General features: G+C 60.6%; 15 protein-coding genes. 7 read left to right on the top strand and 8 right to left on the bottom strand.

The window, feature by feature from the left end; genetic code table 11:
- Positions 1-40: 40 nt before the first annotated feature.
- The 3 genes from AC1DPR_RS28600 to AC1DPR_RS28590 all read left to right on the top strand — a co-directional run bounded on the left by AC1DPR_RS28600 (position 41) and on the right by AC1DPR_RS28590 (position 2,606).
- Positions 41-1,333, top strand: coding sequence for an Hsp70 family protein (locus AC1DPR_RS28600; protein ID WP_113471590.1), 1,293 nt, complete (start codon positions 41-43; stop codon positions 1,331-1,333).
- A 59-nt stretch (positions 1,334-1,392) separates the two neighbouring features.
- Positions 1,393-2,265 carry a uracil-DNA glycosylase family protein gene (locus AC1DPR_RS28595; protein ID WP_113471591.1) on the top strand — a complete coding sequence of 291 codons (873 nt, stop codon included), beginning with the start codon at positions 1,393-1,395 and terminating at the stop codon, positions 2,263-2,265.
- 149 nt (positions 2,266-2,414) lie between these two features.
- Positions 2,415-2,606, top strand: coding sequence for a hypothetical protein (locus tag AC1DPR_RS28590; protein ID WP_018857476.1), 192 nt, complete (start codon positions 2,415-2,417; stop codon positions 2,604-2,606).
- A 95-nt stretch (positions 2,607-2,701) separates the two neighbouring features.
- On the opposite strand, the gene AC1DPR_RS28585 is transcribed toward AC1DPR_RS28590, so the two are convergent.
- Both AC1DPR_RS28585 and AC1DPR_RS28580 read right to left on the bottom strand, forming a co-directional pair.
- A complete protein-coding gene (locus AC1DPR_RS28585) occupies positions 2,702-3,550 on the bottom strand; it encodes a hypothetical protein (protein WP_113471592.1) in 849 nt (282 codons plus the stop codon).
- 214 nt (positions 3,551-3,764) lie between these two features.
- The gene (locus AC1DPR_RS28580; protein WP_477817683.1) at positions 3,765-4,694 is read right to left on the bottom strand and encodes a DMT family transporter; all 930 of its coding nucleotides are present in this window, start codon (positions 4,692-4,694) and stop codon (positions 3,765-3,767) included.
- A 280-nt stretch (positions 4,695-4,974) separates the two neighbouring features.
- Here AC1DPR_RS28580 and AC1DPR_RS28575 point away from each other — a divergent pair, with 280 nt between their 5' ends.
- The 3 genes from AC1DPR_RS28575 to AC1DPR_RS28565 all read left to right on the top strand — a co-directional run bounded on the left by AC1DPR_RS28575 (position 4,975) and on the right by AC1DPR_RS28565 (position 11,408).
- A complete protein-coding gene (locus AC1DPR_RS28575; RefSeq protein ID WP_113471593.1) occupies positions 4,975-6,087 on the top strand; it encodes a methyl-accepting chemotaxis protein in 1,113 nt (370 codons plus the stop codon).
- Between the two features lie 170 nt (positions 6,088-6,257).
- Positions 6,258-8,906, top strand: coding sequence for an aminopeptidase N (pepN, locus tag AC1DPR_RS28570; RefSeq protein ID WP_113471594.1), 2,649 nt, complete (start codon positions 6,258-6,260; stop codon positions 8,904-8,906).
- Positions 8,907-9,089: 183 nt separating this feature from the next.
- On the top strand, positions 9,090-11,408 hold the full coding sequence (locus AC1DPR_RS28565; protein ID WP_113471595.1) for a PAS domain-containing sensor histidine kinase: 2,319 nt from the start codon (positions 9,090-9,092) through the stop codon (positions 11,406-11,408).
- On the opposite strand, the gene AC1DPR_RS28560 is transcribed toward AC1DPR_RS28565, so the two are convergent.
- From AC1DPR_RS28560 to AC1DPR_RS28545, 4 genes are all read right to left on the bottom strand, one after another.
- A complete protein-coding gene (locus AC1DPR_RS28560) occupies positions 11,405-14,362 on the bottom strand; it encodes a bifunctional [glutamine synthetase] adenylyltransferase/[glutamine synthetase]-adenylyl-L-tyrosine phosphorylase (protein ID WP_113471596.1) in 2,958 nt (985 codons plus the stop codon). The two genes, AC1DPR_RS28565 and AC1DPR_RS28560, sit on opposite strands and share 4 nt — an antisense overlap.
- 117 nt (positions 14,363-14,479) lie before the next feature.
- The gene (locus tag AC1DPR_RS28555; protein ID WP_025659900.1) at positions 14,480-15,901 is read right to left on the bottom strand and encodes a sensor histidine kinase; all 1,422 of its coding nucleotides are present in this window, start codon (positions 15,899-15,901) and stop codon (positions 14,480-14,482) included.
- Positions 15,898-16,575 carry a response regulator transcription factor gene (locus AC1DPR_RS28550; RefSeq protein ID WP_192241547.1) on the bottom strand — a complete coding sequence of 226 codons (678 nt, stop codon included), beginning with the start codon at positions 16,573-16,575 and terminating at the stop codon, positions 15,898-15,900. The genes AC1DPR_RS28555 and AC1DPR_RS28550 overlap by 4 nt, the downstream gene beginning before the upstream one ends.
- A 146-nt stretch (positions 16,576-16,721) precedes the next feature.
- Positions 16,722-18,293 carry a Do family serine endopeptidase gene (locus AC1DPR_RS28545; RefSeq protein ID WP_062374591.1) on the bottom strand — a complete coding sequence of 524 codons (1,572 nt, stop codon included), beginning with the start codon at positions 18,291-18,293 and terminating at the stop codon, positions 16,722-16,724.
- Positions 18,294-18,512: 219 nt separating this feature from the next.
- Here AC1DPR_RS28545 and AC1DPR_RS28540 point away from each other — a divergent pair, with 219 nt between their 5' ends.
- Positions 18,513-19,691, top strand: coding sequence for an MFS transporter (locus AC1DPR_RS28540; protein WP_477817682.1), 1,179 nt, complete (start codon positions 18,513-18,515; stop codon positions 19,689-19,691).
- Positions 19,692-19,693: 2 nt separating this feature from the next.
- On the opposite strand, the gene AC1DPR_RS28535 is transcribed toward AC1DPR_RS28540, so the two are convergent.
- Positions 19,694-20,149 carry a cytochrome c-type biogenesis protein gene (locus AC1DPR_RS28535; protein WP_477817681.1) on the bottom strand — a complete coding sequence of 152 codons (456 nt, stop codon included), beginning with the start codon at positions 20,147-20,149 and terminating at the stop codon, positions 19,694-19,696.
- The coding region (locus tag AC1DPR_RS28530) for a heme lyase CcmF/NrfE family subunit (RefSeq protein WP_477817680.1) at positions 20,146-21,960 on the bottom strand (1,815 nt) is incomplete at its 5' end. The genes AC1DPR_RS28535 and AC1DPR_RS28530, both read right to left, overlap by 4 nt.

Genomic DNA, 21,960 nt, shown 5'->3' with positions numbered 1-21,960 from the left:
CTCCGTTCCCAAAAAACAATCGACTTGATGAGGTGCGGGCATGGCTCAGGCGCTGGGATTCGACTTCGGCACGACGAACACGGTCTTGGCCACGGCTAACGGGCCGACAACGCATTCAATGGCCTTTACGAGTGCGGCCGGAACTGCCGACAGCATGCGTACTGCCCTTTCCTTCATGAAGGATCCGCAACTCGGCACGTCCGCCCTGAAGGTCGAGGCCGGCCACGCGGCAATCCGGCAATTCATCGATAACCCCGGGGACTGCCGTTTCCTGCAGTCGATCAAGACCTTTGCGGCAAGCGCGCTCTTTCAGGGCACCCTCGTCTACGCGAAGCGCCACAGTTTCGAGGACCTGATGGAGGTCTTTATCAGGCGCCTCCGGAACTATGCCGGCGACAACTGGCCGTCCGACGTCAAGCGTATCGTCACCGGCCGCCCCGTGCATTTTGCCGGCGCGAACCCTGACCCTGCGCTGGCGACCCAGCGCTATAACGAGGCGCTGTCCCGCTTCGGCTTTCCGGAGGTTCACTACGTCTACGAACCGGTGGCCGCCGCGTTCTACTTCGCGCAGAACCTGAAATCCGATGCGACGGTTCTCGTCGCCGACTTCGGCGGCGGTACGACCGACTATTCGCTTATCCGGTTTGAAACGGTGGCCGGCAAACTGACGGCGACCCCGATCGGTCATTCGGGTGTCGGGATCGCCGGCGATCACTTTGACTATCGCATGATCGACAACATCGTCGCCCCTCAGATCGGCAAGGGGAGTCATTTCAAGAGTTTCGACAAAATCCTTGAAGTCCCTACGAACTACTACTCGAGCTTCGGTCGCTGGAACCAGCTCTCCATCTTCAAGACGTCGCGCGAATTCGAGGATCTCAAGAAGCTTGTGCGCACGGCGCTCGAGCCCGAGAAGCTCGAGACCTTCATCGATCTCGTCGACCACGATGAAGGTTACCCGCTCTATCAGGCTGTATCCGCGACGAAGATGGCGCTCTCCGCTTCGGACGAAGCAGCATTCGACTTCGCGCCCCTCGGCCGCGGAGGCCACCTGACGATTCGCCGGGCCGATTTCGAAAGCTGGATTGCAGATGATCTCGTACGGATCGAAGGCGCACTCGATGACGTGCTGGAAAGGACGAACACGACATCCGGCATGATCGACAAGGTGTTCCTCACCGGAGGCACGTCGTTTGTCCCGGCTGTGCGCCGCATCTTCACCGAGCGCTTCGATAAGGACCGCATCGAGACCGGCGGCGAACTGCTTTCCATCGCCCACGGCTTGGCGTTGATTGGCGAACGTGAGGACATCACGCAATGGACGGTGCAATAGGTCGTCTCCCGCCTATCGTGCTCTTTCATTGACGTCTCGGCTTCGCTAAGGTCACCGTTATGATCTCCGTCAGCGAACTCTCTCCGGGCGAACTCGCCGCGCTTCTGCATTTCCATGCCGAAGCCGGCGTGGAATGGCTGCTCGAGGAGGAAGCTGTCGATCGCTTTGCTGAGTTCGAGGCAATGAAAGCGGCAAGGCGAAGCACGGTCCCTTCGCCGCAGACTGCTGACGTTCGGGAGTCCACGGCCCGCCCGGCGGCTCAGACCACACAAAGGAACGCTCCCGCCCCCGAGCGTGCAGCCCAGCGGCCGCAGCCTTCGATCCCGGATGGCGAGGCCGTGCAGCAGGCACGCTTCGCCGCCGAGAGCGCCCGTTCGCTTCAGGAACTGAAAACGGCGCTCGACGCATTCAACGGATGCAATCTCAAGCACAGCGCACGCTCGACGATCTTCGCCAGCGGTGATGCGGCCAGCGGGATCATGGTGATCGGTTCGGCGCCAGGGGCGGACGATGATCGTGAAGGCCAGCCCTTCTCCGGACGGCCTGGCCAACTGCTCGACAAGATGCTCGGGGCAATCGGTCTGCAGCGCGACGCCATATTGCTGACGCAGGTCATTCCCTGGCGACCACCGGGCAATCGCATTGCGTCGACCGCCGAAATGGATATTTGCCGTCCTTTCATCGAGCGGCAGATTGCTCTTGCCGAGCCGAAGGCGATTCTCGTACTCGGCAACTTTGCCGCCAGGGTCTTTTTTGGCGAAACCGATACGATTCACGGGTTGCGCGGGCAATGGCGAGAGATTGCGGTCGGAAACCGCATTATTCCTGCGATTGCGACATTGCACCCTCAGGATCTATTGACGGCACCAGTCAACAAACGATTGGCCTGGAACGATCTTTTGGCTTTTCAGGCCAAACTGGCAGCGCTCTGACGTGCCCTGAAAATAGGCAAATACAAATCTTTTGTGAAAACACCTATGCGTTTTTCGCATATCTGCCGTTTATTCTAATGCATTGAAAAGTTCATGTTGCAGTGCAATATATTGCTGTGTCTTGGGAGGAATCAACAGGAACCAAGGCAATGACTGCACGTTTTCGTCCTATACACTGTGGGTTTGAAACCCTTCGCCTTGCTAGCGAGCAAGGCCGCACAACGCAAAGCTACAGCCGCATTGGCTTCGCCACGAACGAGCAAATGGTTGCTCGCGGGACTGGCGCCAGCGGGCGCATCGCGCGTCCCGCCATGATCTTTGCGGACTTTCAGCAATACTGAGGCCGAGGCTGGCATTTGCTGGCCTCTTGTCGCGTTGCCTGCCTGAGCAATTCTCACCGACCTGGATCCTCGAGGGGCCGCGCGCCTCGTGGGAATCACGCCTCGCAGCGGAACGCGTCGTCCACATAGGCGAACTTGATCGCTTGCCACCGACTGTATTGCTCGACAAACGAACGCGACATCCAGAGCACGGGTTTCTTGTCGATCGTATCCCAACCAATGCATCCTTGCTGCGCCGCCTTGGCGAAAAGCCGCTGCAAGTGTGTACGCGATATCATGAAATCCGCCGCTAGTGCGCGACTGTCAACATGACCGACCACGACGCGCTCGGGATCGTCGCCGTCCAGATCGATCCGCGAGACAAGATGATCGACGATCAGTCCGCCAGCGTCGTTCCACTGGAAGAGCGCCACATGCTCTGGGGGCTCTGTCCACTGGGGATCCTGGAGGCAATTGAGTGCAATTCGCGGCTGCATGACGCGGACCAGTTCCGGGTGAGCCTCAACATGGGCAACCCGGCTTCCGCCGTCCAACAGATCGAGAGCGCCCAGATTGGAGACCAACCAGCCAAACATCGCCTGATGACTGATTTCCGTCGGCTCGAACTGGCGGGGACGTCGGCGCTCGGCTCCTGGTGCATAGGCGATGAAGCGGTAGGTGACGAGTTCGTCGATAAAGCTCAACACCGTGTTGCGGCTGGCCACCTTGTGCGATGTGATCTCGCGCGTCAGCCGAACCGCCGTGAAGCCCGACGTGGAATCTGCGGGATCGCGCTCCATGGCAAGCGCATAGGCAGTCTGCGTCAGCAACCAGCGTTGTTGTGAAGCAAGCAAACGCGCCAATCGCGGGCCGGTGTTGAACATGCCGCGCATGCGCCCCGCATGGAAGCGGAGGGCCAGGATGAACTTCGGGTTCGCAACCAAGTCTTCGGCACTAAGAGGCATTTTTCTCCCGACGCACGTATCCGGCGTCGGCACTCCCCAGGCACCAGGACGTCCGACCGGCCCATAACATGCGCATTTGCGAATAAATGATGCTTCGTCAAGTTCATAAGACGCAAGAACTGTTCGGATGTCGTTCACTATTTCGTTTGAATTTCTCCCGCAAAACGCGAGAACTTCCGTTGCGTCGTCACAAAGCTGCGATTGCAGGCGGCCTTCAGGATCCGGCCTGCCGTGCCCCACGGCGCTCCAGATCCAACTGGTGCTCGCGGTAGATGATAAATATTCCGGCCGCCACGACAATTGCTGTCCCCAGGAGTGTGGCCCCGCTTGGGATATCGCCGAACACGAAATACGCGATGACACCGCCGATGACGATCGATGTGTATTCGAACGGCGCAACCGTCGAGACATCAGCGTGCCGGTAGCTCTCCGTCAACAGGATCTGCGCCACGCCCCCACAGAAGCCGGCCAAGATGAGAAACAATTGCGGCGCCAGATCAAGGACCTGCCAGCCGAACGGCACTGTCACGAGTGAGAACACCGTGGCGGTGATCGAAAAATAGAGGACGATCGTGGCGGTCTTCTCTTCCTCGACCAATCGTCGCACCTGAATCATCGCCATGCCGCCGAGCACCGAAGCCAGCAACACCGTTAGCGCGCCAATCGCCTGCTCGGCATGGATCCCGCCCTCACGGAAAAGGGTCAGTTTCGGCCACGATATGATGGCCACGCCGTCAATCCCGAAAAGTACGGCGCTCCAGCGGTAGATTCGGACAGTTTCCCCGAGAAACACAGCTGCGAAGATCACGGCGACAAGCGGCATCGCGTAGCCAAGTGCAATGGCTTCCGGCAGCGGCAGGTGCAGCAGCCCATAGAAGCCGAGCCCCATTGATATGATGCCGAGCGTTCCCCGCTTCAGATGACCGATCGGATTGGCCGTATAGAATGCCGATCGCAACTGGCCGCGATAGGCAAGGTAAGCCATGATGGGAAACAGTGCGAAGAAGGAGCGGCAGAACGTCACCTGCCCCGGCTGGATGTCACTGCCGGCGAGCTTGATGAAGGTCTGCATTGCCAGGAAAACAACCACCGAGCCGACCTTGAACGCAATACCCCTCATCGGGTTTCCCGTAGCCGACCGCATGTCTTGAACTCTTGGATTGCTGTTTGGAGGCAGGAGGACGCGCCAGACTCGGCACATCTCGACTGTGACAGTCGCCGGGCCGAATGAACAGATAGAAAATCGGAAAATTTCGATGCTCAATCAATCGGATCGCACAAATTTTCATCAAATCTGAGATGTGCCCAAAAATGTTCATCCGATGAGTGTCCGCCTTAACGCTTCGGAAACCATAGAATCGCATTGATTGGCCGATATTTCAGTCCTCTTTCTCTCAGCTTGCATCGCTATCGGGGCAATTTCCATGACGCAGCTCAAATCCAGGGACAACGATCAGCAACGGTTGACCGCCACACCGCGGCTGATGCGTGCGGTAACGGAGGGAATCGGCACCGATCTTGAAAGTTTCAGCGCCGCGAACTCGCATGTGGTCAAGCAGATCAAGCTTCTTGCAATCAATGCGTTGATCGAAGCCGCCCGCGCCGGCGAAGCCGGGAAAGGCTTTGCTGTCGTTGCCAACGAGGTGCAGCGGCTGGCACAGGTCGCAAGCGACATTTCAGGGAAATTCGAAGGCAACGTCATTGGGCGTATCGGGCATTCCCGCGTCATGGCGGAAGCGCTCGTGAACGAGATGGAGGGCGTAAGGCTTACCGATCTCGCCCAAACTCTCGTGCAACTGATCGTCCGCAATCTCTTCGAGCGAACCGCCGACGTGCGGTGGTGGGCGACCGATGCCGCGCTTTGGCAGGCGCTGCAGGAGCCGACAAAGGAAAGGGCGACCTTCGCTGCCCAACGACTTGGGGTCATCAATCGCTTCTACACCGTCTATCTCGACCTCGTTTTGACAGATGCCTCAGGTCAGGTGATCGCCTCGGCAAACCCTGAATTTGAGCGCAAGACCGCCGGAAGATCGCTTGCAGGCGACGGCTGGTTCCAAGCATCCGTACGCTGCGCGTCGGGAGACGACTACATCGTCGACGATGTCCGCGACAGCCATCTGCATGGCAACCGCACCGCCCTTGTCTATGCAACGGCAGTGCGCGAGGGTGGCACGCTCCACGGCAAAACTCTCGGAACACTGGGTGTGTATTTTGACTGGCAGAAGCAGGGACAGGCGATCGTCGAAACCGAAGCCAACCTGCCTCCGCAGATAGCAGAGAAAACGACCGTGATGTTGCTCGATGGATCAAACAGGATCATCGCCTCCAGCAATCCCAACCTTCTCTTCAGCCATTTTGCGCTTCAGAACCAGGCAGGTACGGCCCGCGGTAGCTACTATGATAACAACGGCTCAATTGTCGCTTTCGCCCGGACACTCGGCTACGAGGATTACGATGGCTTGGGCTGGCATGGCGTCGTCGTTCAGCGGACTGAAGACGATGAGGCGATAAGGGCAACCCTCAACCTAAAATCCTAGTCACGGACCGCCTAGATTTGGCCGTTCCAAGATCCTCCGAATCTGCCGTTGCCGCGATTTCGCTTTAACTTTGGTTCAGACTTTGGTGTAAAGATGCCCGTCAAAATTTGTGGCGGAGTGCCTACTCTGCGTACGAAGCACTCATCCGCTCAAGGTCTTCAGGGAACACCATGCGTACAGATACCGGCCAGGTCATCAATCTGGCAGACTACCAGCCCACCGAATTCGTTCTGGAACGCGTGGATCTGACCTTCGAGCTCGATCCCACTGAAACCAAGGTTGAAGCACGACTGATTTTCCATCGCCGCGAGGGTGTCGATCCCAAGGCTCCGCTGATGCTCGACGGCGATGAACTGACGCTTTCCGGCCTGCTGTTCGATCAGTTGGAAATGCCGGCCGACCAATACACGGCAACGCCGGAAAGCCTGACGGTCCGCGATCTACCCGCATCAGAACCGTTCGAGCTGACGATCACTACGATCATCAACCCCGAAGCCAATACGAAACTGATGGGCCTTTACCGCACCGGCGGTATCTATTGCACGCAGTGCGAGGCTGAAGGCTTCCGGCGGATCACCTATTTCCAGGACCGCCCCGATGTTCTGGCGCCTTACACCGTCAACATCATTGCCGAGAAGGCCGCCAACCCGCTGCTGCTGTCGAACGGCAATTTCCTCGGGGGTGCTGGCTATGGCGAAGGCAAGCACTTCGCCGCCTGGTTCGATCCGCATCCTAAGCCGAGCTATCTCTTTGCGCTGGTCGCCGGCGATCTCGGCGTCATCGAAGATACGTTCACGACGATGTCCGGACGCGAGGTCGCCCTGAAGATCTATGTCGAGCACGGCAAAGAGCCGCGCGCCGCTTACGCGATGGACGCACTGAAGCGTTCGATGAAGTGGGACGAAGAGGTCTTCGGGCGCGAATATGATCTCGACATCTTCATGATCGTCGCCGTCTCCGACTTCAACATGGGCGCGATGGAGAACAAGGGCCTCAACGTCTTCAACGACAAGTACGTCCTTGCCGATCCGGAAACGGCCACGGATAGCGACTACGCCAACATCGAAGCGATCATCGCCCACGAGTACTTCCACAACTGGACCGGCAACCGCATCACTTGCCGCGACTGGTTCCAGCTGTGCCTGAAGGAAGGCCTGACCGTCTTTCGTGATCACGAGTTCTCGGCCGACCAGCGCTCGCGCCCGGTCAAGCGCATCGCCGAGGTCCGCCACCTGAAATCCGAGCAGTTCCCAGAGGATGCAGGCCCGCTCGCACATCCTGTTCGACCGACAAAATACCGTGAAATCAATAACTTCTATACGACAACCGTCTACGAGAAGGGCAGCGAAGTCACGCGAATGATCGCGACGCTGCTTGGCAAGAAGACGTTCAAGAAGGGCATGGACCTCTACTTCGACCGTCATGATGGCCAGGCTGTCACGATCGAGGACTTTGTGAAATGCTTCGAGGACACCAGCGGGCGCGATCTCACACAATTCTCACTGTGGTACCATCAGGCCGGCACGCCGCTGGTTACCGCTTCCGGCTGTTACGATGCTGCCGCAAAAGCCTTCAGCCTCTCGCTTGAGCAAATGATCCCTGCAACCCCGGGTCAGTCCGACAAGCAGCCGATGCACATTCCGCTGAACCTGCAACTTTTTGCGGAGGATGGAGCAGCCATAGCGCCGACTTCCGTTGAAAGTGCGGAATATACCGGCGCCATTCTGCATCTCACAGAGCGCACCCAAACGGCAGTATTCCACGGGATCCAGACGCGACCGGTGGTCTCGATCAATCGCAGCTTCTCGGCTCCCATCAATCTCCATTTCGACCAGTCGCCTGCCGACCTGGCGCTGCTCGCCCGCCATGAGACGGACCATTTCGCGCGCTGGCAGGCCCTGACGGACCTTGCACTTCCGAACCTTTTGAAGGCGGCTCGCGATGCACGGGAAGGAAACCCCGTCGGTTGTGAGACAACCTTCGTCGACAGCCTCATCGCCGCGGCGGCTGACGAGAGTCTGGAACCCGCCTTCCGCGCCCAGGCCCTGGCGCTGCCCAGCGAAGCCGATATTGCCCGCGAACTCGGGGGCAATAACGATCCGGACGCAATCCACGCCGGCCGCCAGGCAGTCATGAAACAGGTTGCCGACGCCGGACGCGACACGTTCGCTGCACTCTATGACTCGATGACGACGCCCGGCACCTTCAGCCCGGACGCAACGAGCGCGGGTCGCCGCGCCCTGCGCAACGCCGCGCTGACCTACCTCTCCTATGCCGAGAATTCGCCGGTACGCGCCAAGGCTGCCTTCGATGCCGCCAACAACATGACCGACCTGTTGCATGCGCTGACGGTCCTTGCGCACCGTTTCCCAGACAGCGCGGAAGCTGCCGAAGCGTTGTCGACCTTCCGGGATCGGTTCTCCGAGAACGCCCTGGTCATCGACAAATGGTTTTCGGTGCAGGCAACGATACCAGGCGGCGGCACGCTCGATCGGGTGCTGAAGCTCATGGAGAACCCTCTGTTCACGAGGACCAACCCCAATCGCGTCCGTTCATTGGTCGGCGCCTACGCTTTTGCCAATCCGACAGGCTTCGGTCGGGCCGATGGAGAGGGCTACCGCTTCCTCGCACGCGAGATTCTCGACATCGACCGGCGCAACCCTCAGTTGGCCGCGCGCATTCTGACGTCGATGCGTTCCTGGCGCTCCCTGGAGCCGGTTCGACAGGACCATGCCCGCGCTGCCCTGCTGGAAATCGAACGCGCCGCGGAGCTCTCGACCGACGTCCGTGACATCGTGGAACGCACCCTGAAAGGGTGATTTGCTGTCGAAGGCCGCTGCGCTGGTCGCAGCGACCTTCTGACCGCCAAAGAAAATTCAGCATCTAGAATCGGTTAACAGATTTTTACCTTTTCCTCTGGACAAGGCGAATCACCAGTGATTCATTGAGTTAGGTTCGGGCGAGCGGCGCTGCGAATCACACGAGGGATCAAGGCTGAAGAGATGATGAACGTGCGGCGGGCAACCGCAGCCGAGGGACGGCTGCGTGTCGATTTCGACGGCCTCCTGGCCTGGCGGGACAGCTTTTCAGTCCGCCGCTCCGCCATGACTTCATCGTCTTCGCGCAGCCTGTCGCAGGTCGAAATCGTCCTGAAGCGAATTATTCCGATCCTGATCGTAGCCTTCCTTACGGTTGTAGCCGCGTCACACTTCTTTGGAATGGTCTCCGAATACGGGCGGACAGAAGCCGCTGCCCGTCACTCCACCGCGCTTGCCGCCGCGACCGCCGCCGCGGCCTTCGCCGATGCCAACCGGATCTTCGAAACCGCGGATGCCGCGCAGGCGCAGGCTAGGCTGGCGCGCTTCCTTCCGCAGGACCGCCTGGATGACGATGCGTTCGTGCTGCTCGTGCAGCCAAGCGGCAAGGTGTTTGCCGCAACTGCCGCCGGCTCGGCTTACCTCGGCGCCAGCGTCGGCGATTTCTTCTCAGAGATCTCGGCGGTTCGCCGGTTCGGCGATCGCGCTGGCGTCATCGAGACAACAATCAGCGGGCTTCCGCACTACGCGGAAATCACGCTCATCGGCAACTCCGGCGGCTATGTCATCGCGGCAACGTCGTTGGAGCGGATCAGCAAGCTCTGGCGAGACGAGGTCACGCTGAACGTGACCCTCTTCGCAGGCATCTCCTCGATCCTGCTCGTCATCCTCTACGCCTACTATATGCAGGTGAAGCGCGCCCGCGATGCCGACGATACCTTTCTGGAGTCGAACCTTCGCGTCGAAACCGCGCTGTCGCGCGGGCGCTGTGGGCTCTGGGACTTCGATTTCGACCGCCGCGAATTTTACTGGTCGCGCTCGATGTACGAAATGCTTGGGCTTCCCGGCTCGGACCGGACGATGTGCTTCAGCGATGCCGCCCGCCTGATGCATCCGGATGACGGCGGCGTCTACGAAATCGCCCGGTCAATCGCTCGCGGTGATGCGGGCCAGGTCGACCAGATCTTCCGCATGCGGCATGCCGGCGGCCATTATGTCTGGATGCGGGCTCGCGCGCAGGCGATCCGCACCAATTCCGGCCGCGTCCACATGATCGGTATCGCGATGGACGTGACCGAGCAGCATCGCCTCGCCCAGCGCTATGCCGAGGCCGATCAGCGATTGGCCGACGCCATCGAATGCACATCGGAAGCCTTCGTGCTCTGGGACAAGAACGACCGCCTCGTCATGTGCAACGCGCACTTCCAGCAGGCGTACGGACTTCCCGATAGCGTCTTGGTCCCCGGCACCGAGCGCACAGTCGTCAATGCTGCCGCCGCGCGCCCCGTGATCGAACGCCGTATCGCCGACGCAGATGGCTCCGGTTATTCCCGCACAACCGAAGTACAGCTTGCCGACGAGCGCTGGCTGCAGATCAACGAGCGCCGTACGCGCGACGGCGGCATGGTTTCGGTCGGCACCGACATTACGCTGCTCAAGCGCAACCAGGAGCGCCTGCGCGACTCCGAACGCCGTCTCATGGCGACGATCGGAGATCTCTCCGCTTCCCGCCAGACGCTGGAAAGCCAGAAGGCGGCCCTTTCTGTCGCCAACTCCAACTACCTGCTCGAGAAGGAGCGCGCGGAAGGCGCCAACCGTGCGAAGAGCGAGTTCCTGGCAAACATGTCCCACGAACTTCGCACGCCGCTCAACGCAATCCTCGGTTTTTCGGAGATCCTGCAGGATCAGATGTTCGGTCCGCTCGGCTCGTCGAAGTACAACGAATATGCCCGCGACATTCACGACAGCGGCAAGCATCTCCTGAACGTCATCAGCGACATTCTCGACATGTCGAAGATCGAGGCCGGCCACATGAAGCTCGAGTGCGAGACGATCGATCTCGCGCCGCTCATCGAGGAAAGCCTTCGCTTCACAGCAATCCCGGCCGCCCAAAAGAACATCTTCGTCGAACAGCGCCTTTGCGATGGAATGCGGTTGACCGCCGATCGCCGTGCCATGAAGCAGATCCTGCTGAACCTGCTCTCCAACGCCGTGAAGTTCACCAACGAAGGCGGTCACATCGCCGTGCGCACGCGTCGTACCAGCAGCGGCGTCATGCTGACGATTGCCGACACCGGCATCGGCATCCCTCGCGCGGCGCTCGGCAAGATCGGCCAGCCTTTCGAACAGGTGCAAAACCAGTACGCGAAAAGCAAGGGAGGCTCTGGCCTCGGTCTCGCGATCTCGCGGTCGCTGACGATCCTTCAAGGCGGGAAAATGAAGATCCGTTCGCGCGAGGCGATCGGCACCGTCATTTCCCTGCACATCCCGAACGACGACCGCTAAGTTTTCACAACTATCTGGAATACTTTCCTGATGGCTTTCGAGAGCCGTTTGATCTCTCCCTCAAGCGTCTTGATGTCAGGGCAATCGGCTGCCCGGCAGACAAGATCAATGAGGCCCGCCGGCGCCTCCTTCGGCTCGAACAAGCCATCGATACATAGGCGGATGAGCTGTGAGATATCGGTATAGAGCGACAGTGTCGCTAGGCAGAGTTCCATATCATCGCGGTCCATCAGCTCCGCGCCGACTAACTTCACCTGCCCTGCCGTATTGAAGTCGTCCTCCTCGATGGCGATGCCTTTGGTGGAGGCCACGAGCCGCAGATACTGCGCGATGAATTCGATGTCGATCAAGCCGCCCGGAATGAGCTTCAGGTCCCAGATGCTGGCCGGCGGTTTTTCCTGCTCAATCAGGGCCCGCATCTCCGACACGTCCTTGGCGATCTTCTCTGCGTCGGTCTTCGAACGAAGCACGTCTGCGATGATCCGCTCAGCCTCCTTGATCAATTCCTTGTCGCCGCACACGAGGCGGGCACGCGTCAGAGCCATATGCTCCCAGGTCCAGGCTTCCTCGCGCTGATACTTTTCGAAGGACTTAATGCGGGTGGCGACCGGCCCCTTGTTTCCCGAGGGCCTGAGGCGCATGTCGACCTCATAGAGCACGCCCTCCGCCATCGGCGCCGAGAGCGCCGAAATCAGCCGCTGGGTGATGCGGGTGAAATAGCGCGTCGAGTCCAGAGGCTTGGGGCCCGATGATTCGGCGGCTTCATCGTCGTAATCATAGAGCAGGATGATATCGATGTCGGAACCTGCAGTGAGTTCGAAGGTCCCGAGCTTACCCATACCGACCACAGCCACACGACCACCCGGAAAATCGCCATGTGCCGTCCTGATCTCCTTCATGACGGCATCGAGCACTGCCTCAAGGACGAGATCGGCCAGATGAGTGAAGGCGCGGCCGGCCATGGCGCCTCGGATCGCGCCGGTCAACAGCCGGATGCCGATGAGGAAGCGCTGTTCGTCCGCGAAGATGCGCAGTCGATCGAGCACCTCCTCATAGTACCGCGCGGGCGCGAGAAAGCCGCGTATGCGTTCGGCGAGATAGGATCGCGTCGGTAATTCCGCCATCAGGCCGGGATCAAGCATGCCGTCGAACACATGCGGCTTGGCGGCAATGACCTCTGCCAGCTTCGGCGCCGAGGACATGATGTTGACGATGAGCGACAAAAGCGCCGGGTTGCTGCCAAGGAGCGAGAACAGCTGAATGCCGGAGGGCAGGCCGGAGAGAAAGCTGTCGAAACGCAGGATCGCTTCGTCGGCGCGGTTGCTTTCCCCGAACACGCGCAGCAGCTCCGGTGTCAGTTCAGTCAGCCGTTCGCGTGCCTCCACGGATTGCGTCGCCTTGTAGCGACCGTAGTGCCATGTGCGGATAACGCGAGAAATGTCGGACGGGCGCTCGAAGCCGAGCTTGCGCAGCGTGTTCAGCGTATCGGGATCGTCGGCCTGACCGGTGAACACCAGATTGCCCGTTTCTGTTGAAAGCTTGGTCTCTTGTTCGAACAAGCGGGCATAGCGCCGCTCGACCGTCTTGAAGACCTCGACCAGGCGCGTGGCAAAACTCGGCGTGTCGTCGAACCCCATCATGAAGGCGATGCGCTTCAGATCGGTTTCGGTCTCGGGTAAAAGATGGGTTTGCTCGTCGTGCACCATCTGAATTCGATGCTCGACGTCGCGAAGGAACCAATAGGCCTCGGTCAGCTCGTCGCGCGTCTCCTCGTCGATCCATTTCGCTTTTGTCAGCTCCGCCAACGTCTCTTCGGTACCGCGGCAACGAAGTGCCGGCATCCGGCCGCCGGCGATCAACTGCTGCGTTTGCGCGAAGAATTCGATCTCGCGGATGCCGCCACGACCGAGCTTTACGTTATGGCCCTTGACCGCGATTGCGCCATATCCCTTGTGCGCATGGATCTGCCGCTTGATGGAATGGATGTCGGCGATAGCAGCGTAGTCGAGATACTTGCGAAAGACGAACGGAACCAGCCCGCGCAGGAACTGCTCGCCGGCTTGGATATCGCCAGCGACCGCCCGTGCCTTGATGAAAGCGGCACGTTCCCAGTTCTGCCCTCTGCCCTCATAATAGATCATTGCCGCATCGAACGAGATGGCAAGCGGCGTCGATCCCGGATCCGGCCGCAGCCGCAAGTCGGTGCGGAAGACGTATCCATCGGCGGTCCGTTCCTGCATGATCCGTACGAGCCGCCGCATCAGACGCGGAAAGATCTCGATCGCGTCATCAGGATCTGCGACGATCCCCGCCTGTTCGTCAAAGAACACGACCAGATCGATATCCGATGAGTAATTGAGCTCCGATGCGCCGAGCTTGCCCATGCCAAGAACGATCAGCCCCGAGCCCTCACCGGGCGCGGTCACGTCCTTAAGCGTTACCTTGCCCCCATCGTGAGCAGCAAGCAGAAGGTGATCGATCGCCGCGCTGACGGATGCTTCTGCGAGCCGGCTCAACCAGGCGGTCGTCACGCGACCGTCGAAAATCCGGGCCAGATCCGCCAGGGCGACGAGGAAAGCGACCTTGCGCTTGATGATGCGCAGGCGGCTCATGACTTCCGCTTCGCTCGGCGCCTCGCCATTTGCTGCCGGCTTCCAGCAGGAACGCGCCTCCGCGATCATCGCCTCGATGCGCGGTTCCAACGGCTCCGAAATCGCAGTTGCGACGATTGCCGTATCGATGTTGGCAATCTCGCGTAGATAGGGAGACAAGGTCAGTGCGGTTGTGATGAAGTCGCGAAGCGTGCCGTCCGCCTTGAGCATCTCCGCCACGGCAGGTTCGCTTTTGCCGATCTTCTGAAGATCCGTCTGGGCAAGCTTCAACTCGCTCTTGTTCAGCGGTTTCAGCAGCCCGTCGGCTACTTCCACAAGGCTATGCCTCGAACCCGTCAGCATGCACCCTCCCTGGCGAACAGAACCGAGAACCGCCGGGGAGAATCACAGAACTTCCGGCAACTGGAATCTAACCTAGGGTCTGTGGCAGCGATGGCCAACACAGAATTCAATCAGTAGTCAACGTGTTCGCGGAGAGCTATTCACCGGAAAGATCATACTGACCGTGAGGCCGCGCTTTTCCTGATTTTGCGGATCGGTATCGGACAATTCCAGCTTCCCGCCGTGCAGTTCCATCACCGCCTCGACCAAGGAGAGGCCAAGGCCGGTGCCGGGCTTGGAGCGGCTTTCATCCAGCCGCACGAAGCGCTTCAGCACATCCTCCCGCTTCTCGGCCGGGATTCCCGACCCATGATCAGCGACTGAGAGGCAAATGCCATCGGCCCGGCGGAGCAGCTTCAGCGCGATATCGCCGTGGCCCTCGGCATCCGAGGAATATTTGATGGCATTGTCGATGAGATTGAAAATCGCCTGGCCGATTAGCTCGCGGTTGCCCTGCACCTCGATATCCGGCTGGATCGATGATGTGAGCACCAACCCGGCTTCGTCGGCGACGGGTTCATAGAGTTCAGCGCTGTCTGCCACGATCGCCGAGAGGTCGACCGCCGACATTTCTGCGGCAACCGATCCCGCTTCGACGCGCGAGATCATCAGCAGCGCATTGAACGTACGGATCAGCTGATCGGACTCGGATATAATTCCCTCAAGCGCGACGCGTCGAACCTCGCCGTCCTTGGTGTCCAGTGCGTCGGCGGCCTTGTTGCGCAACCGCGTCAGCGGCGTCTTGAGGTCGTGCGCAATGTTGTCTGAGACCTGTCGCAATCCCTCGTTCAGCTTCTCTATCCGCCCGAGCATCGTATTGAGTGAAACAGACAGGCGATCGAACTCGTCGCCGGAACCGCCGACTGGAAGACGCTGCGAGAGGTCGCCAGCCATGATCTTCTTGCTGGCATCTGACATGCGGTCGATGCGTTTCAAGGCATTTCGACCGATGCCGAACCAGATGATGATCGCCCCGAGACCCATGATCGCGAGCGCGATCATCAGCGCCTGCCGGACCAGCCCGCGGAATGCCTCGGGCTCCCCGAGGTCGCGGCCGATCAGCAGACGCAACCCGTTGTCCAGCACGAAGATGTTGGCAACGGCCATGTGCCGGCGACTGATGCCGCTTTCCGCATAACGCTGATAGGTGAAGGGCATGGAGGTCCACCCCTCCTCATCGAGCACCCCGGGCTGCACAGATGCGACGTTACCGGCGAGGATATCGCCCGAGGGACCGGCAATGATATAGAGATTGGCACCGGGCTGGCGCGCGCGACGCTCCATCGTCCGAAGAAGAAGGTTCATGCCCCCGGCATCATAGGCCCGCTGGACCTGATCGACCTCCTGCTGCACGGCTTCGCGGATCTGGTTGGTCAGAAGCCGCTCGGACATCGCGGTCACATAGAAGACCAGCGTCGCGGCGCAGATGGCGAAGAGCAGGATGTAAAGTGCCGAGAGGCGGACTGCCGTAGACTTGAAGAGAAACCAGAAGCGGTTCATCCCTCGTCCTTGATCATATACCCCGCACCGCGAATGGTCTTGAGAAGCGGCTGGGCGAAGTCCTTCTCAATCTTCGACCGCAGTCGCGAAACATGAACGTCGATGACGTTGGTCTGAGGATCGAAGTGGTAGTCCCAGACGTTTTCGAGAAGCATCGTCCGGGTCACGACCTGACCGGCATTCTTCATCAAATATTCGAGGAGGCGGAATTCGCGCGGCTGCAGCGGTATTTCCTTGCCACCGCGTCGAACCTCATGCGCGAGCCGGTCCAGTTCAAGATCGCCGACGCGATAGACAACGTCCTGATCCGGCGTGCCCTTGCGGCGGCCAAGCACCTCGACACGAGCAAGAAGTTCACTGAAGGCATAAGGCTTCGGCAGATAGTCGTCACCACCCGCCCTGAGGCCCGTCACGCGGTCGTCCACCTGGCCGAGAGCGGAGAGAATGAGAACCGGCGTATGAATTCCCTTGCGGCGCAATTCGCTGATGACGGACAAACCGTCGCGGCGCGGCAACATACGATCGATGACGATCACGTCATAGCTGTTTTCCGAGCCCATGAAGAGCCCGCTTTCGCCATCGCTCGCGTGATCGGCCACAATGCCAACCTCACGAAATGCCTTGGTGAGGTAGACCGCTGCTTCGAGATCGTCTTCGATAATGAGAATCTTCATGCGGTCGACATTACCTGCCGGCTGCGTTTCGGCAAGGCTCAAAGCTTCTTCCTGTTGCGAAGAGGTCATTGCGATCACCTACGGATATGGACGAAAGGGAGCCGCGCCCAGAAGGCGCGGCTCCCCCCTATGTCAGGGTTGGCGGATTAACCCTGGCCATTGATCGGAAGGGCGACGAAGCGGCTGCCTTCCTTCGACTGGATCTGGAAGAGTGCCCGCGTGCGGCCATCCTTCTTCGCCTGGTTCAGGACCTTGACGACATCATCAGCGTTGGAGACTTCCTGGTTGTTGACCGAGGTAATCTTTTCGCCTTCCTTGATGCCCTTGTCGGCCGCGTCGGAATCCGGGTCGATGCCGGTGATCTGCAGACCCTTGCCGTCTTCGGAAGGACCAACCGTCAAGCCCAGATCAGCCAGAGCCTTTTCGGAAGCAGGAGCCTGGCTTTCCGGTGCCTGATCGCCGTCGTCAGCGGAAGCATCCTTCTGTTCGGCGGGCAGCGTTCCGAGTTCGACCGTCAGAGACTGAGCCTTGCCGGCACGCCAGACGGAGAGCTCGACCTTCTTGCCGGGCGTCATGGCGCCGATACGGCGGCTGAGGTCGCGGGCATCCTTGACGGTTTCGCCGTTGACGGCGGTGACCACATCACCTGCCTTCATGCCAGCCTTTTCACCAGGCGTACCAGCCTGAGCGGAGACGACAAGCGCACCGCTCGCCTCCGAAAGGCCGAGCGAGTCGGCGATGTCCTTGGTGACGGGCTGGATCTGCACGCCGAGATAGCCGCGAGATACCTGGCCGTCCTTCATCAGGTCAGCAACGACATCCTTGGCCGTAGACGCCGGGATGGCAAACGCAATGCCCACATTGCCGCCCGACGGAGAGAAGATCGCGGTGTTGATGCCGACGACTTCGCCACTGAGATTGAAGGTTGGGCCACCGGAGTTGCCGCGGTTCACAGCAGCGTCAACCTGCAGATAGTCGTCATACGGGCCGGAGCCGATGTCGCGGCCACGAGCCGAAACGATACCGGCCGTTACCGTACCACCGAGACCGAAGGGGTTACCGACAGCGACAACCCAGTCGCCGACGCGAACGCCGTTGTCATCGGCCCAGTTGACGTAGGTGAACTTGCGGCCCTTGCCATCAACCTTGAGGACGGCGAGGTCCGTACGGGGGTCCTTGCCGATCAGCTTGGCATCAAGCTCGGTGCCATCGTTCATGACCGCAACGAATGCCGCGCCGTCGGAAACGACGTGGTTGTTGGTGACGATGTAACCGTCTTCAGAAATGAAGAAGCCCGAGCCCTGGGCAACCGGACGCAGACGGCCCTTGCCATCCTGCGGGCCATGGTGACCCTGCGGACCACGACGGCCCTGCTGGCCCTGCGGACCTTGCTCACCGAACTGGCGGAAGAAAGGCTTCAGGGCATCCGGAAGATCGTCGAAACCACGGCCATTAAAGTCGAAGGCGAAGCCGTTGCCCTCGTCATCGGCGACGGGGTTGACACGGTTTTCGACACGCACGGAAACAACTGCCGGCGAAACCGCATCGACGACGTTCGCGAAGCTAGGAACAGACGGGGCCTGAACCTTTACGGCTTCGGCATAAGAACGGGTGATTTCGAGGGGAATACCGGTCGCAAACACCGCAGCGGCAAGGCCGGCGACGGTCGAAGCCTTCAGCGCGGTATTGAGCGACGGAGCTTTGATATTCTTAAACATGAGTGCACCTTCTTTGACTTCAACATCTACAGGATCGGGATGACCAGATCGGGTGATGAAGCAAGATATAGGACGGCACACCTTACTGCGAACTGTCCGACCGATGAAAAATTCGTAATGTGCAATACGACGCGTTGCGATCCATGCAGCAATCTCGCCCTCGACTAAGGCTCTGTGAGTCGATAAGCCTCCTTTCCACAACCGGAGGAGGACGAGACAATGGCCCATGTGGTCACGGGGGAGGATTTTGCGCCCGACACTGCCGCGCTGGCAGCCGTCGTCTTCGGTGTCACCGCCTTCGCGGTTGCACAGGGACTGACCTACCCGCTGATTTCTCTGGTCCTCGAGCATCGTAACGTTGCACCCAGCCTCATCGGCTTCAACGCCGGTTGCTTTGCGGCGGGCCTTGCTGTCGCAACGTTTGCGGTCACGTGGCTGTCGCGAAAAGTCCGCGGCGATCGCTTGATCGTCGCAGGCCTCATCGGCTGTGCCGTCAGCCTCTCCACTTTCGCAACATTCGACTCGTTCTGGGTGTGGTGCGTCGCCCGACTTTTTCTCGGATTCTTCGTCAGCCTGATTTTCATGTTGAGCGAGGCCTGGCTCAACACCGCCTGTCCCGACCGCCTGCGCGGGCGCGTTTCCGGTCTCTACGGCGCCGGCATGTGCGGTGGCTTTGCCGCGGGTCCGCTCGTGATCCCGATCTTCGGCACGGAGCAAGGCTTCGCCTTCGCCCTGCTTGCCGTCTACGTCGCCTGCGTCGCCTTCCTGACGATCATCCTTACCCGGAGAGCACGGACGCTTCCCGAGCAGGCCGCCTCGGGAGCGCTCTTCAAGTTTGTCAGAAGCGCACCGATGCTGATCTGCATGGTCGTCGCATTTGCATTCGCCGACATTGCCGCCATTGCGGCGATGCCCGTCTATTTCGTCCGGCTCGGTTATTCCGAGGCGTTCGCCGCCATCAGCGTTACGGTGCTCGCGCTGCCGACCGCGCTTGCCCAACCTGTCGTCGGCTGGCTGCTCGACAAGACCTCGCGCTTTGGCGTCGCCATCTGCTCCGGCCTGCTCGCCGGGCTGAGCTTCATCGCGATCCCGTTTCTTCAGTCGCAGGCGGCGATCCTGGTGATGTTCGGCATCATGGGCGCTGCTAGTTTTTCGCTCTACACCTGCGCCTTGACGATCCTCGGCGAGCGCTATGCCGGGGACACGCTTGTCGCGGGAAGTGCGGCCTTCGCCCTCGCCTACGCTGTCGGCAGCGCGGCGGGCTCGTCCTCGGTCGGCGCGATGATGGACGTCTATTCGCCATCGGCAGGACCTATTGCCGCCGGTAGTGTGGTGCTGGCATTCACGGGGGTGCTTGTCGCGTCTGTGGTGCGCCGCCGCCTCAACAGGCGGTCGTAGGATCACTCGTCGAGCAATTCTCTCAGGCGAGCCTGTTCTTCGGCTGTCAGCTTGGAGCCCGTCGGCCGGCCTACCCATTTCCGTGCGAAGACGATCAGCGAGAGGCCGCCTGCGACGGCGAGCAGAAGCGGCGCGCCCCACAGAAGGATCGTCTTCGTCTCGAAGCGCGGCTTCAACAGCACGAACTCGCCGTAGCGCGAGACGATGTAGTTCATCACCTGCTTGTTCGTATCGCCATCGGTCAGCCGCTCGCGCACCAGGAGGCGCAGGTCCTTGGCAAGTTCCGCATTGGAATCGTCGATCGACTGGTTCTGGCAGACCATGCAGCGCAGTTCGGCGGAGATGGCCCGGGCGCGCGCCTCGAGCGCCGGATCGGCAAGAACCTCGTCCGGRTTGACGGCAAAGGCCGGCGCGGCCGACAGAACTATCGCTATCACCAGGAGCAGACGCCTCATCATTCGGCCGGCTCCATGGCAGGACGCAGCGGCTTTGCCCTGCGGTTCGGCGCCCCGACACGCAGGCGCCGGTCGCTCAGCGACACGAAGCCGCCGATCGCCATGATCACCGCGCCACCCCAGATGCAGAGAATGAAGGGCTTCCACCAGATGCGCACGACCATGCCACCGTCGTTCGTCGGATCGCCGAGCGACACATAGAGCTGGCTCAGCCCGAACGTCACGATGCCGGCTTCCGTCGTCGGCATCTGCCGCGCCGTGTAGATCCGCTTGGACGACCAGACATCGGCAACCTCGACGCCGCCGCGGCCGATGGTGAAGTGACCGCGCTCTTCGCTGTAGTTCGGTCCGGYCGCCGGCTTCATGCCGTCGAACCGCACGGCGTAGCCGCCGGCTTCCACCGTCTGGCCGGRCTTCATCTCGATGACATGCTCGGTTTCGAAGGTGGTCACCGCGACGATGCCGAGGACGGCAACACCAAGCCCGGCATGCGCGARCGCCGTGCCGAAGGCCGAGCGCGGCAGACCGGCAAGGCGTCTCCAGGCGACGGAGGCCGCSACCTTGCCGACGCCGGCGCGATACCACAGATCGGCGATCGCRCCGAAGATCAGGAACAGCGCTGCAGCMAGSCCRAGCACGGCAAGCACGGGACCGCCGTGCTGGACATAGAAGAAGACCACCGCAACAACAAACGCCAGGATCGCGACCAGATAGAGCCGCTGCAGAACAGCGAGCAGATCGCCGCGCTTCCAGGCRAGCAGMGGGCCAAAGGGAACGATGACCAGCAGCGGCGCCATCAGCAGGCCGAAGGTCATGTTGAAGAAGGGCGGCCCGACCGAGATCTTGTCGCCGGTCAGCGTCTCCAAAAGCAGCGGATAGAGCGTGCCTGTCAGCACCGTGCCGCAGGCGACCGTGAGGATCAGGTTGTTGAGGACAAGCGCCCCTTCGCGCGAGATCGGCGCAAACAAGCCGCCGGCCGACAGCTGCGGCGCGCGGAAGGCAAAGAGCGACAGCGACCCGCCGATGAAGATCAGCAGAATGAACAGGACGAAGACGCCGCGGGTCGGATCGCTGGCAAAGGCGTGCACCGAGGTCARGACCCCCGAGCGCACGAGGAACGTGCCCATCAGCGACAGCGAGAAGGTCAGGATGGCAAGCAGCACCGTCCAGATCTTCAGCGCCTCGCGCTTTTCCATGACGAGCGCCGAATGCAGCAGCGCGGTCCCGGCAAGCCAGGGCATGAAGGAGGCATTCTCGACCGGATCCCAGAACCACCAGCCGCCCCAGCCGAGCTCGTAATAGGCCCAGTAGGAGCCCATGGCGATGCCRAGCGTCAGGAACGTCCAGGCAGCCAGCGTCCAGGGCCGCACCCAGCGCGCCCAGGCGGCATCGATGCGGCCTTCGAGAAGGGCAGCCACGGCAAAGGAGAAGCAGACGGAGAAGCCGACATAGCCGAGATAGAGCAGCGGCGGGTGRATCGCCAGACCGACGTCCTGCAGCACCGGGTTGAGGTCCTTCCCCTCGGCCGGGGCCGGATCCAGCCGCATGAAGGGATTGGAGGTCAGCAGGATGAACAGGATGAAGGCGACCGATATCCAGGCCTGCACGGCGAGCACGTTTGCCCGCAGCGTATCGGGCAAATTCCGTCCGAAGASCGCRACCAGGGCGCTGAACAGCACCAGGATCAGCAGCCAGAGCATCATCGAGCCCTCGTGATTGCCCCAGACGCCTGACAACTTGAACAGCAGCGGCACAAGCGAATGGGAGTTCTCCCAGACGTTGGCGACCGAAAAGTCGGAGACGACGTGGGCGTA

The organism is Rhizobium sp. 01T417, from assembly GCF_056398905.1.
Note: the sequence above shows the minus strand (reverse complement) of the source record. Positions and strands in the feature narration are given on the sequence as shown.

What these genes read in the sequence shown, in the direction of transcription:
- AC1DPR_RS28600 (WP_113471590.1), top strand. Translation starts at nt 41, where the DNA reads ATGGCTCAGGCGCTGGGATTCGACTTCGGCACGACGAACACGGTCTTG.
- AC1DPR_RS28595 (WP_113471591.1), top strand. Translation starts at nt 1,393, where the DNA reads ATGATCTCCGTCAGCGAACTCTCTCCGGGCGAACTCGCCGCGCTTCTG.
- AC1DPR_RS28590 (WP_018857476.1), top strand. Translation starts at nt 2,415, where the DNA reads ATGACTGCACGTTTTCGTCCTATACACTGTGGGTTTGAAACCCTTCGC.
- AC1DPR_RS28585 (WP_113471592.1), bottom strand. Translation starts at nt 3,550, where the DNA reads ATGCCTCTTAGTGCCGAAGACTTGGTTGCGAACCCGAAGTTCATCCTG.
- AC1DPR_RS28580 (WP_477817683.1), bottom strand. Translation starts at nt 4,694, where the DNA reads ATGCGGTCGGCTACGGGAAACCCGATGAGGGGTATTGCGTTCAAGGTC.
- AC1DPR_RS28575 (WP_113471593.1), top strand. Translation starts at nt 4,975, where the DNA reads ATGACGCAGCTCAAATCCAGGGACAACGATCAGCAACGGTTGACCGCC.
- pepN (WP_113471594.1), top strand. Translation starts at nt 6,258, where the DNA reads ATGCGTACAGATACCGGCCAGGTCATCAATCTGGCAGACTACCAGCCC.
- AC1DPR_RS28565 (WP_113471595.1), top strand. Translation starts at nt 9,090, where the DNA reads ATGATGAACGTGCGGCGGGCAACCGCAGCCGAGGGACGGCTGCGTGTC.
- AC1DPR_RS28560 (WP_113471596.1), bottom strand. Translation starts at nt 14,362, where the DNA reads ATGCTGACGGGTTCGAGGCATAGCCTTGTGGAAGTAGCCGACGGGCTG.
- AC1DPR_RS28555 (WP_025659900.1), bottom strand. Translation starts at nt 15,901, where the DNA reads ATGAACCGCTTCTGGTTTCTCTTCAAGTCTACGGCAGTCCGCCTCTCG.
- AC1DPR_RS28550 (WP_192241547.1), bottom strand. Translation starts at nt 16,575, where the DNA reads ATGAAGATTCTCATTATCGAAGACGATCTCGAAGCAGCGGTCTACCTC.
- AC1DPR_RS28545 (WP_062374591.1), bottom strand. Translation starts at nt 18,293, where the DNA reads ATGTTTAAGAATATCAAAGCTCCGTCGCTCAATACCGCGCTGAAGGCT.
- AC1DPR_RS28540 (WP_477817682.1), top strand. Translation starts at nt 18,513, where the DNA reads ATGGCCCATGTGGTCACGGGGGAGGATTTTGCGCCCGACACTGCCGCG.